Annotated in this window: 14 protein-coding genes; 4 read left to right on the top strand and 10 right to left on the bottom strand. The window is 38.0% G+C overall.

The features are described from left to right. Positions 1–73 precede the first annotated feature (73 nt). Positions 74–505: a DUF3859 domain-containing protein gene (locus R0J88_RS06875; RefSeq protein WP_410899485.1), complete on the bottom strand. Its 432-nt coding sequence runs from the start codon at positions 503–505 to the stop codon at positions 74–76. A 158-nt stretch (positions 506–663) separates the two neighbouring features. Here R0J88_RS06875 and R0J88_RS06870 point away from each other — a divergent pair, with 158 nt between their 5' ends. Both R0J88_RS06870 and R0J88_RS06865 read left to right on the top strand, forming a co-directional pair. Further along, a complete protein-coding gene (locus tag R0J88_RS06870) occupies positions 664–1,668 on the top strand; it encodes a YHYH protein (RefSeq protein ID WP_410899484.1) in 1,005 nt (334 codons plus the stop codon). A gap of 3 nt (positions 1,669–1,671) precedes the next feature. Then, complete coding sequence (locus R0J88_RS06865) at positions 1,672–2,193, top strand: hypothetical protein (RefSeq protein WP_410899483.1); 522 nt, start codon at positions 1,672–1,674, stop codon at positions 2,191–2,193. A 52-nt stretch (positions 2,194–2,245) separates the two neighbouring features. On the opposite strand, the gene R0J88_RS06860 is transcribed toward R0J88_RS06865, so the two are convergent. Beyond that, positions 2,246–4,057 carry a protein kinase domain-containing protein gene (locus R0J88_RS06860; protein WP_410899482.1) on the bottom strand — a complete coding sequence of 604 codons (1,812 nt, stop codon included), beginning with the start codon at positions 4,055–4,057 and terminating at the stop codon, positions 2,246–2,248. A gap of 208 nt (positions 4,058–4,265) precedes the next feature. On the opposite strand from R0J88_RS06860, the gene R0J88_RS06855 reads away from it, so the two are divergent. Beyond that, positions 4,266–6,281, top strand: coding sequence for a TonB-dependent receptor (locus R0J88_RS06855; protein ID WP_410899481.1), 2,016 nt, complete (start codon positions 4,266–4,268; stop codon positions 6,279–6,281). A gap of 143 nt (positions 6,282–6,424) precedes the next feature. On the opposite strand, the gene R0J88_RS06850 is transcribed toward R0J88_RS06855, so the two are convergent. Beyond that, positions 6,425–7,096: an NADPH-dependent FMN reductase gene (locus R0J88_RS06850; RefSeq protein WP_410899480.1), complete on the bottom strand. Its 672-nt coding sequence runs from the start codon at positions 7,094–7,096 to the stop codon at positions 6,425–6,427. Between the two features lie 182 nt (positions 7,097–7,278). Here R0J88_RS06850 and R0J88_RS06845 point away from each other — a divergent pair, with 182 nt between their 5' ends. Then, positions 7,279–8,796, top strand: coding sequence for a leucyl aminopeptidase (locus R0J88_RS06845; protein ID WP_410899479.1), 1,518 nt, complete (start codon positions 7,279–7,281; stop codon positions 8,794–8,796). A 43-nt stretch (positions 8,797–8,839) separates the two neighbouring features. On the opposite strand, the gene R0J88_RS06840 is transcribed toward R0J88_RS06845, so the two are convergent. The 7 genes from R0J88_RS06840 to R0J88_RS06810 all read right to left on the bottom strand — a co-directional run bounded on the left by R0J88_RS06840 (position 8,840) and on the right by R0J88_RS06810 (position 14,397). Continuing rightward, positions 8,840–9,424 carry a lipoyl domain-containing protein gene (locus R0J88_RS06840; RefSeq protein ID WP_410899478.1) on the bottom strand — a complete coding sequence of 195 codons (585 nt, stop codon included), beginning with the start codon at positions 9,422–9,424 and terminating at the stop codon, positions 8,840–8,842. A gap of 137 nt (positions 9,425–9,561) precedes the next feature. Next, positions 9,562–10,575, bottom strand: coding sequence for a DUF5924 family protein (locus tag R0J88_RS06835; protein WP_410899477.1), 1,014 nt, complete (start codon positions 10,573–10,575; stop codon positions 9,562–9,564). Between the two features lie 691 nt (positions 10,576–11,266). After that, positions 11,267–11,824 (bottom strand): cytochrome b, encoded by a 558-nt coding sequence (locus tag R0J88_RS06830; RefSeq protein WP_410899476.1) that lies wholly within the window; start codon positions 11,822–11,824, stop codon positions 11,267–11,269. Between the two features lie 670 nt (positions 11,825–12,494). Continuing rightward, positions 12,495–12,755, bottom strand: coding sequence for a hypothetical protein (locus R0J88_RS06825; protein WP_006794208.1), 261 nt, complete (start codon positions 12,753–12,755; stop codon positions 12,495–12,497). Between the two features lie 121 nt (positions 12,756–12,876). Then, positions 12,877–13,101 carry a hypothetical protein gene (locus R0J88_RS06820; RefSeq protein ID WP_006794207.1) on the bottom strand — a complete coding sequence of 75 codons (225 nt, stop codon included), beginning with the start codon at positions 13,099–13,101 and terminating at the stop codon, positions 12,877–12,879. 142 nt (positions 13,102–13,243) lie between these two features. Beyond that, a complete protein-coding gene (locus tag R0J88_RS06815; protein ID WP_410899475.1) occupies positions 13,244–13,678 on the bottom strand; it encodes a hypothetical protein in 435 nt (144 codons plus the stop codon). 149 nt (positions 13,679–13,827) lie between these two features. Continuing rightward, positions 13,828–14,397, bottom strand: coding sequence for a hypothetical protein (locus tag R0J88_RS06810; protein WP_276755085.1), 570 nt, complete (start codon positions 14,395–14,397; stop codon positions 13,828–13,830). Positions 14,398–14,577: the final 180 nt, after the last annotated feature.

The following is a 14,577-nucleotide window of genomic DNA, read 5'->3' as shown; positions in this document are numbered from 1 at the left end:
CGTTGCAGCACGATAACTATGTAAACCGAGTAATTTAGCTTATTTAAACCTATGTTGCCGTTGTGCCTAGGAACTAGTACCCGCGCTTTTTCCAAAAATCTACTTCTGTTTGTTGCGCTTCTAATGCAACATTAAATGTTTTATCTGCAATTATTTTATTATTCATCGTTAAAGTCATTCGCCATGGGCCTAGTTTATTGTTGATGGGCTCCCATAATGTATCACCAAGATAAAAGTGCCAATCGTTATCTTTAACGTATTCAACGCCTTCAAAAGGCGGCATAACATCCCCCTCTTCGTTAGGTATGTCTGGATGGTAAATACAAAAATGTAGTTTTTCACCTTTGGCTTTTTTTATATTTACTATTAGCCCAAATTCTACGTCTATTTCAGCAATCACATCGGTAGTGAATTGCTCAATTTGTGGAAGAGCCTTGCTACTACTATCCCAAGTTGAATAAATACCATAACTCTGGAGCGTAACGCTGGGTTTTAACTTTGCCATTCATCCAACCTGTACTTACTTATATACCAAAATTTTATAATAAACCGTTGGTTTAGTCTTATATAAAAGCTTAATTACATAATTTTCATTTATATTTGCACATTGCTTGCACAATTACAGAATAATATTTTGATCTCTTTATCAGTGAGTTCAAAGTTATGTGTACATCCCTAGTAAATAGTATTTCTAAAAATTCAGTTGCACAATTTAAACTAATTGTGTGCTTTACTGCAATCTCATCACTTGTTGCATGCGGTGGTTCTGAGCAAAATACTTCAATAAGCGACGTAATAACTGATAGCACAACAGTTGACGGTTCAAATGCTGATGCAAATGGTTCTACACACAATGTTTTATGTGAGTACGCTTACAACGAATACAACAACGCTGACTCTGTACAAACAACAAGCTCAGCTGACTGGACATGCACAGGCACAACGCGTGACATCATTGCTAATGGAATTCCTGACCACGACGTAGGCACTTTTCCTAATCCGGCTAACCCCAACACCATCGCAGAACAATCAGTAAATGAAAGCTTTACATTAACACCGATTCAGTCATCATCCGCTACGATGATGGGCGGCCCTCGCGGTATAACAGGGCTTGTTTTAAATGGCGTTAAAATTGATGCCGGCACAGGTGGTAGCTGTGATGACTCAGGTGAAAATTGCGACCTAGGTGATAATAGCGGCAACTGGAATATAGAAGCTTTAAGCCAAACTACATTTAGTTTTGGCACAGATGCTAACAATGCCCATGTGCAACCAGATGGGACGTATCATTACCATGGAATGCCCGAAGGGTTTATAACAATGCAAGGCGGTAATGAAACAACCATGACATTAATAGGCTGGGCTGCAGATGGCTTTCCTATTTATGCACGTTATGGTTACTCAGATTCAACCGACGCCACTTCTGAACTCGTTGCAATGACAGGCAGTTACCAACACGTTACCACAGTCAGTACAAACAGACCTTCTACCGACATTTACCCATTAGGAACATTTGCACAAGACTGGGAATACGTTGCAGGTTCAGGCGATTTAGATGAATGCAATGGCCGTATTGGCGTAACACCGGAATTTCCAGATGGTATTTATCACTACTATGCAACTGACACTTACCCGTTTTTTCAGCGTTGTGTAAAAGGAGAGCTTTAAGTTATGCGCCTTTCAAAATTAATACATAACATTGGGGGAATTATTATCGCTTTTTGTATATCTCAAAAAACACATGCTCACTTAATAGTTGCACAACATGGCACCCTTAATGTTGTTGAGGAGCATGTGTTTGTTGTGCTGTCGCTTCCTGCGTCGTCATTGTTAGGCGTTGACGAAAACAACGATGGGACACTTTCACTCACTGAATTTAATAAATATCGTAATCACATTAGTAAACAGGTTAAAAAGCACGTGTATTTGTCTGATCAGCAATATCGCTTTTCGATTGAAGGGCTGTTATTACATCCAGAAACGACGCACAACGGTAACAATACATTTGTTGATCAAATTACCATTACCGGCAGATTCACACCTCTAATGACAGACAATGTAAAATTCAATATTAATTTATTTGCCAATAACCGTAGTAAACAAACTTATAAAATTACCGCTACCAATAAAAAGCAACAGCTTATTCATCAATTTGAGCTAGAGCCATTGTCTCCGCATAGTGAGTTATTTTAAAGTATTAGGCTGATTTACCAAGCCAAATAAACCCATTACAAAAGCTGACACGTTATACGCGTTTTGGGTTTTTAGGAAAGAATTGCTCAGCTTGTTGTGCACACAAATCAAACTCTCGTGTATTTTTATAGGGTAGCTTCATAAAGCCCGCAACGCCCACATCGGTAATGTTTACAGCATATTGCATTAGTTTATTTAACAAACGTTTAAATTCGACCTCTTTTGTCGAGTCGAGTAGCCTGTAGTAGTGGTGAATTTTCATTCTGTCAGGCAAGGCTTCAAAAATAATACAACCAGTATGGTGTATTTGGTTTAGCTCAAATACACATTTAATTACCTTTTTAGGAAGCTGTAATTGCTCATCGGGATCTTTACCATCTTCAAAGTATGAATGTGGCCGGGTTATTTCGTTAGCTTTAACACTCACAACTTCATAATCTAGCTCAGGAAGACTATCAAACTTAAATGCACCGGTTCCATCTCGCTCTAATTGAATGGTTTTACGTGCATCAAATAAACAACATTTAAATAGCCCTTTTTGGTTAATTGCTTGGGCTAACATCACTGTATTGTTTATTGAATCTGTAAATGCTTTGCCTAATGACTCATCGTGCATTATTAATGACGACTCAATAAACAACGATTCATCTTTCCAATGAAAACTAAGCCCGCCCACGGCTGGGTATTTCGCAAGCCGGCTTATGGAGGCCAAAAATGCTTTTTCGGTGTCGCCAGTATCAAATAAAAATTCTTTGTAGTATCGGTCTAACTGGGCATCATTTACATCTAGTAACTGTTGGTTGTGGTCAGCTTGGCGTAAAAACTGTTTACGCGAGCTATAAACTACAGTATCTGGCGCTTCATCGGTACCGTACCAAAACGGGATGGCGGCTTTTTGCTGTGTTAATTTAAGATCGGGTAAATACGCTTTTGCCATTTTTGGTATATTACGTATAAAGTAATCGCCTGCAGCATCACGTACTGTTTTACTTTTACTGAGCATGCCATCTATAACGTTAGCGAGCTCTATAGGTAGCCCTAAAGAAATTGCAGGAATAGCCTGCGCACCAAATCGGCAAGACTGTGCAGACGCTAATGCATATAAAGTTGCTGCAACACCTTGCTCATCAAACCGCGGGGATGATTGCTCACCCGACATTTGCGCTTCGCCTATAAAGTACACATCTCCCATACGCGCATTGGTCGTGCTTAAATCTCCCGACATTAAATCCATAAAGTTACTGGCTACGGGCTCACCGTTACTGTGTAATTGGGCATATACTGAACTCCCCCAATCAACTAAAGATAAAGCATCTGTTTGCGCATCCCACACCAAATTTGAAGGTTTTATATCTCCATGCACAATTGGTTGAGCACTTAACCCATTTTTGTGATTACTTAAATCAAGTAATACATTACGTAATTTAACGGCTAATGCCATTATTTTAGCTGCGCTAAATCGCCCCTCTTTAAGCGACACTTTTTCAAGGTCTTCTCCCATGGCGCGCGCCATCATTAAAATGCCCTGCTTTTTAATGCGCTCAAACGCATAAAATTTAGGCACCAGCGGATTATTAATTTGTGAAAGCATATACGCTTCGTCTTCAAGACGGTCACGTACACTTTGAGCAAGCGTAATCCGTGAAAACTTAAACACCCAAGGCAAGCCTTTGTCGTCTTCACCTGCAAAGACAAACCCAAATGCACCTGAGCCAATCATTTCTACATTTTTATAACCAAGCAAAGTAAGTTGTTTAATACAAATATTAAGCCACTGGCGATGTTTTTTAGCATCACGATGCGACAGCAAATATACGGATTGCTCTTCGTTAATGTAAAAATTTCGAATTTCTTTGGCTTTCAATACAGGCTCTCTAATTATGTGATTACTGGTAAGTTTTAACACTCTGATTATTAGTTTTATATAACGACATTACAATAGCACCAATATAGTTTTCAAACTTAAGCCCTATTTGGATAATAAAACACTCAATGTTGCATCCAAAAGGTTTACTTAGTCGTTTTAATTTAAACAGCACTGAATAGTAAACATAATAAATAGGACTTTAAGGATGAAAACATTAGCAATTTTAACTATCGGCACATTATATAGCGGTTATGTACATGCCAATATAGAAAAGCTCACTGTATATGGGCACCGTGATGGTTTAATTGGCGAATCAATCAGTGCTTCTAGCGGCATTATTGGCCAAGGTGAAATTGAGCAGCGCCCAATGCTAAGAAGCGCTGAAATGTTAGAGCTCATTCCCGGGATGGCGGTTACTCAACACAGTGGCTCAGGTAAAGCAAACCAATACTTTATTAGAGGATTTAACTTAGACCATGGGACCGACTTTGCCACAAGTATCGATGGTATGCCTATCAACATGCGTAGCCACGGACACGGCCAAGGTTACACCGATCTAAACTTTATAATTCCCGAATCTATTTCTACCATTAACTATCAAAAGGGTTCATATAGCGCAAGCCAAGGTGATTTTTCAAGTGCTGGTAGTGCACAGTTTAAACTGGTTGATAATGTTAAACATCAGCAAATAGAACTAAGTATTGGTGAAGATAACTATAAACGCGCGGTAGTACTTGGCTCAACTATCCTTAAAAAAGGTAAACTTATTGCGGCTGCTGAGTGGCAAGGCTACGACGGCCCTTGGGATGACATAAACGAAGACGTGAATAAAAAAAATGCCCTACTACGCTATGTTGGTAAAGCATTTAATGGTGACCTATCAATAAGTGCAATGGCATACGACAACACATGGAACTCAGCCGATCAAATTCCACAGCGTGCTGTTTCGCAAAACTTAATAACACAATTAGGCTCGCTCGACACCACTCTTGGCGGCAGCTCTAGCCGTTATAGTTTATCGGGTAATTGGCAAGGGGAGCATTTGAAAGCCAGCGCTTATGTAATAAATTACGATTTAAACCTATATTCTAATTTCAGTTATTTTTTAAATGACCCAATTAATGGCGATCAGTTTAATCAGCAAGATAGCCGCAATATTTATGGCACCACTTTAAGTTATCAGTTTGAAACTAAAACATCAGGCATAAACATGCAACACACTGCAGGGCTTGAGCTTAAACACGACGATATAGATAACGTTGGGCTTTATAACACTAAAGCCAGAGAGCAGCTAAGCACTGTAAGGCAAGATGCACTCAAGCAAACGAGTTATTCAAGCTTTTGGGAGTCTAAACTTTTATTTACTCCAAAACTAGAAGCAACAGCAGGTGTAAGGTACGACTATTTTGATACAAATGTAACCAGTATTACCGCCGTAAACTCAGGTAAAGCAAGTGATGATTTAATCAGTTTTAAAGCAAGCTTAAATTATCGCTTTACTCAATTGCTAGCTGCCTATGCAAATTGGGGGCAATCTTTTCACTCTAACGATGCGCGCGGCTCCACAATAAATATCGACCCAGTAACAGGTGATCAAGCCGAACGGGTCGATCTATTAGTAAAAAGTGAAGGCGCTGAAATTGGATTACGATTTGCTGATGAAAAAAAATATAATATGTCAGCTGCGCTTTGGTGGTTAAAACTCGACTCAGAACTATTATTTGTTGGAGATGCTGGTAATACAGAGCCAAGTGATGCGTCTAAGCGTTATGGGTTAGAAATAAGTGCCTATTACTGGATTAGTGACCAATTTAATATTGATTTAGAAGCCTCGTTTACACATTCTCGCTTAGATATAAATGACAATAACAATTACATAGAAGGCGCTGTACCCGTTGTAGCAAGTACAGGTTTAAATTGGCACTTAAGTAAACAATGGCAATCATCGATCAGGGTACGCCATATTGGTAAACGCACATTAACAGACGACGGTGATAAGCGCTCAAACCCGCTAACGGTAGTTAATAGCTCTGTGAGCTATAAGCAAACCCATTGGAAAGTAGACTTTGAATTACTTAACTTGTTTAACAGTACCGACCACGATATAGATTACTATTATGCGTCGCGTTTAGCCGGTGAGCCCGCTCAAGGCGTTGAAGATAATCATTTTCACCCTATTGAGCCTAGAACTGCACGCCTAACACTTAGTTTATTGTTTTAGTATTTATTAACGCAACAGCTACACTGTATATAAATACAGTGTAGCTGTAAATGGGTACTTATTTGCAAAATTTCGCCTAACCGGTTTTTCTACTCTTTGATGACCCAAAAAGTACAAATACATATAATTTAAATTACAGTAACTTAATTAGTAGTCGTTTTAGGCGCATTTCGCTGCGCGGGGTTTGTTTTAAAGCTTGCAATCATATTATGAGGGTTTTTACATTCAGCCTGTATTTTAGCGGCCTCAGCCCACCATATTAATTGATTAAATGTACGAGAAAAATAGTTAAACCACGAGGTCTGATCATCAGTAGCACACCCTCCAAGCTCGTTAAACACATCCTGTGCCTTTGGAACATGAATCATCGACGATACTGGTAAACACCCAAGTTCTGATAAAAAAGTGCGCATACTAATTGCAGCACGAACCCCACCCCACTGCCCAGCAGAATAAGAAACAATCGCACTGGGTTTATACGAAAACAGTGAACTACCAAAATGATTGAGAAGATCAGCTAATGCAGGGCTCATAGAGTGATTATATTCAGGGCTGATCATTATGTAGCCATCAGCAGATTTAATTTTATCGGCCAAATTGTTAAGTTTAGTGGGGGCATTGTGCTGTGTATATGCAAAGTGGGGTTTAAATACAGCGTCGTTTGGGTAATCTAACGCATCAATTATTTCAAATTCATGTTCACTAAAGTGTGACTGCAAACACAATAAACACGCTTTACTAACTCTACTTCCAAGACGTACTGGTTTAGGGGGGGAGCTCTCACGCACAGTGCCTAAAAACAATAAAAACTTCATAATATAACTCCATGTAAACATTTTGTTTTACATTAAGCCTAGTATCACCGACATGCAAATAAATTTATAACGTATTTTTTATGCCGTTATACGTCGCTCTTAATTGCCGTTTCAGCTTATCGCACTTAACTAAGCAGTCAAAAATAGGTAAAAAACAGTTTTAAATTAATCTTAGGTGAACGATGAAACACATAATTAAAGCCTCTCTCTTAACGCTGGCAATAAGCGCTAGTTTAAATACACACGCAGCACAGTTTTCGTTTTCTTCTAAAGTAGACAACGATGCACACACATTAATTGTGTTTTATAGCCAAGATGGAAAAAACAACCAATTTAAAAACCTCGACAAACAATTTAATGGACAGCTGCAACGTATAATTGATGTTGAAAACTTTGAAGGTAAATACGCCAAAACAACACAGCTGATTGCCCCACTTAATAGTAACTACAAACGTATATTAGTTGTCGGAACTGGTAAACAAAACGAGTTTAATAAAGCACGCATTGCTAAATTAGGCGGAAACGTACACGCTCAATTAGTTAAATATAAAGCAGATACCGCCAATGTATTATTTGACGATGTAACGGGTGTTGATGCAAACCATTTACTAGCTGCAAACTTTGCGCATGGCGCAAACCTGCGTGACCATCGCTTTGAAAAATACAAACAAACACCTAGCACGCAAACAGTGACTTACTCGTTTGATGTCGATAGCACAAAAAAGACGAAAGCGACGTATAAACAGCTAGAAAGTATTCAGGCCGGTGTATTTTTAGCACGCGACCTTACCTCTGAAGTAGCCACTGAAATGACGCCAGTTGATTTTGCAAATGCTGCAAAAGAGCTTGAATCGTTAGGCGTGACCATTACAGTTTTAAAGCCTGAACAACTTAAAGAGCTTGGTATGGGCGCATTAGAAGCCGTTGGCCGCGGTAGTGATCAGGGTGCTCGCTTAGTCGTTGCCCATTATAAAGGCTCTAATGACGACCCCATTGCGTTAGTAGGTAAAGGTATAACATTCGACTCGGGTGGTTATAGTATTAAAACAGGTGCATCTATCGCACGTATGAAATCAGACATGGCGGGCGCTGCAGCTGTACTCGGTACGGTTAAAGCAATGGCTATGGCCAAAGCCGACAAAAACGTTGTAGCTGTAATGGGCATGGCGGCAAATATGGTTTCGCAATTTGCAGTAGCGCCTGGCGATGTTGTTCGAACAGCTGAAGGCTTAAGTGTTGAAATACTCAACACCGACGCCGAAGGCCGTTTAGTTTTAAGTGATGCAATGTGGTATGCACGTAAGCACTTCAACCCAAGCATAATGATTGATGTGGCTACACTTACTGGTTCAAAAATTCGTGCTGTTGGTAACGAGTATGCGGCTGTTTTCTCAAAAGACGACACACTCGTAAATCAGCTAACACTTGCAGGCGAGCAGGTAAACGAAAACCTATGGCGTTTACCATTAGGTTATAAAGATATGCTTAAATCAGACATTGCCGACATAACAAACGTAGGGTCTGGCGGACCTGGCGCAACCACTGCAGCAACGTTTTTAGAGCATTTTGCGGGTGAAACCCGTTGGGTTCATATTGATATAGCAGGTAACGCGTTAGTTAAAAAAGGAAAAGGTGAACTATCACCTGGCGGCACAGGCTATGGTGTACGCTTGTTAAGCGAATGGCTATTAGCTAACTAATTTTATTTTACGCCAAAAGCCCACGCTTTTGGCGTTTACTCCACTAATTAAATATAAAGCGACTCGCTGTTACACCAATAATAATGCCTACCACTAGTACAGCAACCATATAAAACACCCCTTTACTCTCACCACTATGGCTTACTTCTTGAGGTAGCTGTGCTCCGGTGTCTATTTTAGATTCTGTATGTGGCGTATCATTATGTTTATCCAAGCAAGCCTGTTTGGGATCATCAATCGTTGGCTCTAGATTTATTATTTCATTATGAATGGGTGTTTCAGTGACTGAGCTCTGAATATCATGGGTGTTAATTTGGTCTACGTCGCTGGTGTTATTTTGAAATTCAGGTTTATCACTCAAAGGGGCTTGTATTAGCTCCTCGGTTATTTCGTCATATTCAAACTGCATCACCACTTGGTTTGAGCTAACCTGTTCACCTTCATTTATATTTATCTTGGTGACAACTCCGTTAGCCATGGCAACAATTTCAAGAACAACTTTATCAGTTTCCACATCAAGTAATGTGTCATCTTTTTTTACGTGTCGCCCCTCAGTCACATATATTTTTGTAACCAAAGCAGACATTGTTGGTTCGGGTAAATGAGGTATTAAAACATCACTGTTCATCGTTCTTCCTTGCTTAATAAATGTAATACGTTTACTAATACAGCCTATCAAGCCCTTTGATAGTTAACAATAATTTTTTAATACGTACAGTCCTTATTAATTTATTTATCACTTATCAAATTTTTGTGCAGCTTGTATTAAAGCGTCACCGTAAATTTAGTTAAACCAATTAACTGGCCTGATTCAGTCATAACCTTAACTTGCCACTTTCCTGCCGCGTTTTGTGGAAAATTTACTTTGTGTGTCCATGCTCTGTAACCACTTTTACGCCCACCGCTGATATTAAGCGCTATTTTATCTACCTGCTTTTTATTGTGTGTCCATACATGAAATATCTTTTCGTTTAACCCTCGCGGTGCTTTTACCGCTGTCCATGTATAAAGCCCTTTTGCGTGTAACGAGCGTTCATTTAACGAGTTAATATTTCCTATCGGTTTTTTACTTTGCTCATTTACCTCATGCGCTAATGTAATGCTTGTTAGGTGCAGCGCGGCAGGTGGAACAAAGCTTTTTAATTGCCATATGCCTACACTCAAACTGAATAAAATTATTGCTAAAATAGGTAAACGCCACCATGGCGCATTAGGCATTAAATTAGTAAGACTAGGTAATGTTAATACAACGGCTATAACTAGCGCAGCAGCTAAACTTTGACTGGTTGTTAAGCTAAACAAAATAGGCAATGTAACAAGTAAAACTACAAACAAAGCAAAGTTATGAAACACCGTAAATAGCGTTCTATTTTTAGCTAATTTTTTGTAATAGAAAGGATCAATAACCGATGCAACCGCACACAAAATAATAAGTGATGTAAATACTGCTTGAGGATGGTCCCACTGGGTTACAACTAAAAAAAATGGTAGCGCAAAAAACAAACTCTCTTGCTGAATCATTTGTAGAGCAAAGCGTGTTACATTAGGTGAAACACTCACACCAAATCGTTCTTCAACTTTATCACGAAGCCAATTATCTACAATTAACCACAACCAGCTTATAAGTAAAACTAAAGCAACAACTTGCGCAAACGACTCCTTTCTATCAACTAGCACGTAGCTTGCAATACCAGAGCAAAACGCTAAAACAGCCAGTAAGCCCGGTCGTTTTTGCATTGCATTAATAAATTGAGTAATCAACGATTTTATTTTGTTCATTTGTTCGCTTTGTAAGTACCAAATGCACTTTATTATTATGAAGTTAGTTATAACAGATTAGCTAAACAAAAATGAACAGGACATAGATAGCCCAATAATATTTTTAATATTGAGGAACTAAATAAGAGCGAAGGACAGTTTTTGGTAAATTGTTTATGTGGCTCAATTACAAATTATGCAAATAAAAATCTATTGTACACCCACAAAACCAACACAGTTTATAAGGACGGTACCAATAACAAATATTCAGGATTAATATAAAGCGTTCTAACTAAGGCCTTTGAGCAACTGAACGGTAAATGTTGTTTAAACAAAGGCCCAGCTAAAAACAAACCACGTTATTGATTAGTGGTAGAGCTTTTTTTAAATTGAGATAAACCCCAAAATAGTATGCCAGTGCCAGCACATGAAAGAAAAAAGAATAACCCCAAACCTAAAGGGGAACCCCAATTTAAAATATGATATAAAAATTCCATACCCTTGCCTTCAAAAATTGAATTTAGCAAACAGTAACCCAATAATTATAAAAATACTAACTAAAGCTTTTAAAGCTAAAAGAGCAACATTTGGTTCTTTGCTGCTAACGCACTCAAATAGTTTAATTTAAAAGCGCAACGTTTAAGGATGTACCAGCTAAATATCAGTCACCAAACATTAAAGGCAAAATTAAAGGTCGGCTCCGTTCATTTTATTATTTATAGTATTTCGGCAAACGCATTCGCGATACCGTATTATCAGCCAAAAGATAATGGTGAAATAAAGCCGCAGCCGCATGTAAACCTATTAAGTAATACCCCACTTCCCCTGCGGTTTGATGTATCTCTTTAATACTTTTAGCAAGTTCAAAGTTTTGAGCGGCCAATGCAGGCAACTCTAAACCAAAAAACGGGATGGGTTTACCTGCTAAACTCAAAATTAGCCAACCAGCTATAGGCATAGCAAACATAAACACATACAGCGCAAGGTGTACAAATTTAGCTAACTTATCTTGCCACTTTGCAGGCTCAGGTTGTATGGCAGGTGCTGCACCACCCACTAAACGCGCAACTACCCTCACACTAACTAAAGCTAGCACCGATAAACCCAACATAAAGTGCCACATTTTAAAGGCATCACGGGTTTCAGTGCCTTTCTCAAATAATTCACGTAGTTCTATACTGCCGTAAACAGTGACTATCAAAATAAACATAAGCCAGTGTAAGGCTATAGAGAGTGTATTGTAATGAGTCGTTGTGTTTTTAAAATTCATAATAACTCCTAAAAAACGAATTAAAGTTAAAAGCTCACTTATGCGTATGAGTATATGTTTACAGGCTAACCTTTAATCACTCACTGCTTAATGATCTAAAACATAAAATGAGTTACTAAGTCAGTTCAATGGTTTAATGATTCTGGAATTTAAGTATTAGTTACAATAACTGAACAAGCTTAAAATAAACTTAAATAGTAGGCATAAAAACGACAACCTTAAGTTACCGTTTTAAACAATTAACGTGTGTTTAAAAGTAATAAACCGCTAAAATTGAATGAATTTCTAGGTCTTCAGTCTTTGTATACTAACCAGTGCTTGTACAGTTCGCTCTTTAATGCCTGAAGTCAAGATTTGACCCCTTTGGTTCTAAATAGTAGGCATAAAAAACAACAACGTAAAGTTACTGTTTTAAATATCAACGTGTGTTTAAAAAGTAATAAACCGCTAAAATTGAATGAGTTTCTGAGTCTTCAGTCTTTGTTTGCTAACCAATACTCGTACAGTTCGCTCTTTGATGTCTGAAGTCAAGATTTGACCCCTTTGGTTCATATGTTCCCTTTAAATATAACGCCCTGTTAATGGGCAAAATATAGTTGGCTAAAATAAGCGACGAAGGAGCAAATGCCAACTGTATTTTTTCCTTGTTAAACAGCTTGTTATGTGTAAATTACTTCTGTTCTTCTAAATGTTTTTTTACGTAATATTGTTCATTCTTTTTATATGCAGCCCACAAGGCATAAAAAACAATTGCGTAAACTAGTAAACCTTTAACGTTTAAATAATACGAGCCAAAAAATCCTGCTACTGAAAAGCCAAAATCGGGTATTAACGCAAAGCTAACAACAAACAAAAAGCCAGCAGTTAATACTGCACTAAATACACCAGTAAATATAACTTTGAAACTTTTCTTAACTTCGACTTCGCTCAAAACATACCTTTACACATAACGCCCTAATAATGGGCAAAAAATTGTTGGCTAAAATGTTGAGGAACGAAAACAGCCAACTGTTTTTTGTCCTTATTTATTAGCTTGTTATATAACTTTAACACTAACCAAAGATATTAGTAAATTTACTAACTGCAAACAAAGCAATACCAACAATTAGTGCATGTAAGCGATATTGCGACCAAGAAAATGAGTCACTTGGTACTGCTTTAAGGTACTCGTCCTCTCCGCCACCGTTAAACATATCTACGGGCAAGAAATCAGATATAAACATAATTAGCCCAAAAGCTATTAAAATAATGCTAATTATAAAAATGAATTTGGTCACTACTCGATCCTGATAGTTATATAACGCCTGCGTCAATTGCACTTTGGCCATAGTGGAGTTTTGGGGTAAAGTTGCGGAGCAACCCCAAAACAGAGCGACGGCCAAAGTGTCAATTGGACGCATTTGTTAGGCTTTTTTTGAATTATAATATTCCATTAGAAATAAGGATTCTTTCAAAGGATATAGCTCGCTGTACATCTTCTATTATTACATCGTACCAGCTAGTGGAATTAAAATTGAATTCTATTGAAAAATCTGAGGTTTCAGTTCCGATACGGATATATGTTTTGTACCCGAAACATTCGCATTCATTTTTATACTCAATCCAATACTTAATTCCCTCCACATCAAAAGGTGGAGGACACCAACATTCTGGTTTTTCTTTGTGTAATAAGTAGTTTGCCCCTATAGCGCCTAACCCTTCCAACAATAATTTTCCGTCGGTAAAAACCAATTTCCCCAGCAATTCGAACCCGTCATTATAATGCGCTCCCCTCGGATATTTAAGACGAAAAATTTTACACTCTTTAAGGGCCTCTCTAAATTCTTGGCTTTGGTAAAGTTCATATTGCGACACTACTAAGTCCTTTTTATTTCTATTTATTAGGCCTGTTTTAGACGCACCAAGCCTAACGCCCAAATAATGGGCAAAAAATAGTTGGTTAAAATAGCGACGCAGGAGCAAAACCAACTGTTTTTTGTCCTGTTAATTTGCTTGTTAAGTTGCTACTTTGCGAGCCAACACTTTTGGAAAACTAATGTATTACCACTTTCAAAGCGAATATTTTTTACCTTATTATGTTCATGGGTAGTGATTGTTTCATCTACACCCTCCAAGAACCTTACCTGTAGCTTTTTGATTGGTTGATTATTTACTTCAACAAACGCTGACTCTGTAAATAGCGCAATTACAAAAGCTTCCTGAATACCAGCCATAACATGCGATGCAACTTGTTGCTCTTCACTATTCATGTTGCTTGCATTAAGCCATAGTTCTTTCTCGTTTATACTCTCTGTAGTTGATAATTTCTGCAAAGAGGATAAAAGATGCTCTTTTGCCTTTTTTAAATAAGGACGATGGCTCCGCATTTCTTTTTCAATGATGCTTTTAAGCTTTAATACAGTGACAGTTACTTTCGAATTGTCATCTTGTCTATATACAGAAGGAAAACTGTTGTCTGCTAATGTTTTAAACTCTTTAACCGTTGTTACAGGGTAATCAGTTCTTTCACATGGGTCTTCATTTGCCAAAGTTACACTGGAAATAAATAATATTATTACGGGTAGAAATTTCACGTGTATCCTCAGAGCAACTTAACGCCTCATTAAGAGGAAATTTATAGTTGGCTAAAATGTTGAACGCAGTGAAAACAGCCAACTGTAAATTTTCCTGCTTTAATGCCTTATAGTTCGACCAAGCCACTTAATTTAAAAGTAACTGACTATTATATTAAGTGGAATATGCTTCTGTTGGTT

Origin of the sequence: Pseudoalteromonas sp. SIMBA_162, assembly GCF_046535955.1 — a bacterium.
GTDB lineage: Bacteria > Pseudomonadota > Gammaproteobacteria > Enterobacterales > Alteromonadaceae > Pseudoalteromonas > Pseudoalteromonas marina.
Note: the sequence above shows the minus strand (reverse complement) of the source record. Positions and strands in the feature narration are given on the sequence as shown.

Coding starts and splice junctions, on each gene's coding strand:
- R0J88_RS06870 (WP_410899484.1), top strand. CDS start 664: ATGTGTACATCCCTAGTAAATAGTATTTCTAAAAATTCAGTTGCACAA.
- R0J88_RS06850 (WP_410899480.1), bottom strand. CDS start 7,096: ATGAAGTTTTTATTGTTTTTAGGCACTGTGCGTGAGAGCTCCCCCCCT.
- R0J88_RS06875 (WP_410899485.1), bottom strand. CDS start 505: ATGGCAAAGTTAAAACCCAGCGTTACGCTCCAGAGTTATGGTATTTAT.
- R0J88_RS06855 (WP_410899481.1), top strand. CDS start 4,266: ATGAAAACATTAGCAATTTTAACTATCGGCACATTATATAGCGGTTAT.
- R0J88_RS06865 (WP_410899483.1), top strand. CDS start 1,672: ATGCGCCTTTCAAAATTAATACATAACATTGGGGGAATTATTATCGCT.
- R0J88_RS06835 (WP_410899477.1), bottom strand. CDS start 10,575: ATGAACAAAATAAAATCGTTGATTACTCAATTTATTAATGCAATGCAA.
- R0J88_RS06845 (WP_410899479.1), top strand. CDS start 7,279: ATGAAACACATAATTAAAGCCTCTCTCTTAACGCTGGCAATAAGCGCT.
- R0J88_RS06840 (WP_410899478.1), bottom strand. CDS start 9,424: ATGAACAGTGATGTTTTAATACCTCATTTACCCGAACCAACAATGTCT.
- R0J88_RS06830 (WP_410899476.1), bottom strand. CDS start 11,824: ATGAATTTTAAAAACACAACGACTCATTACAATACACTCTCTATAGCC.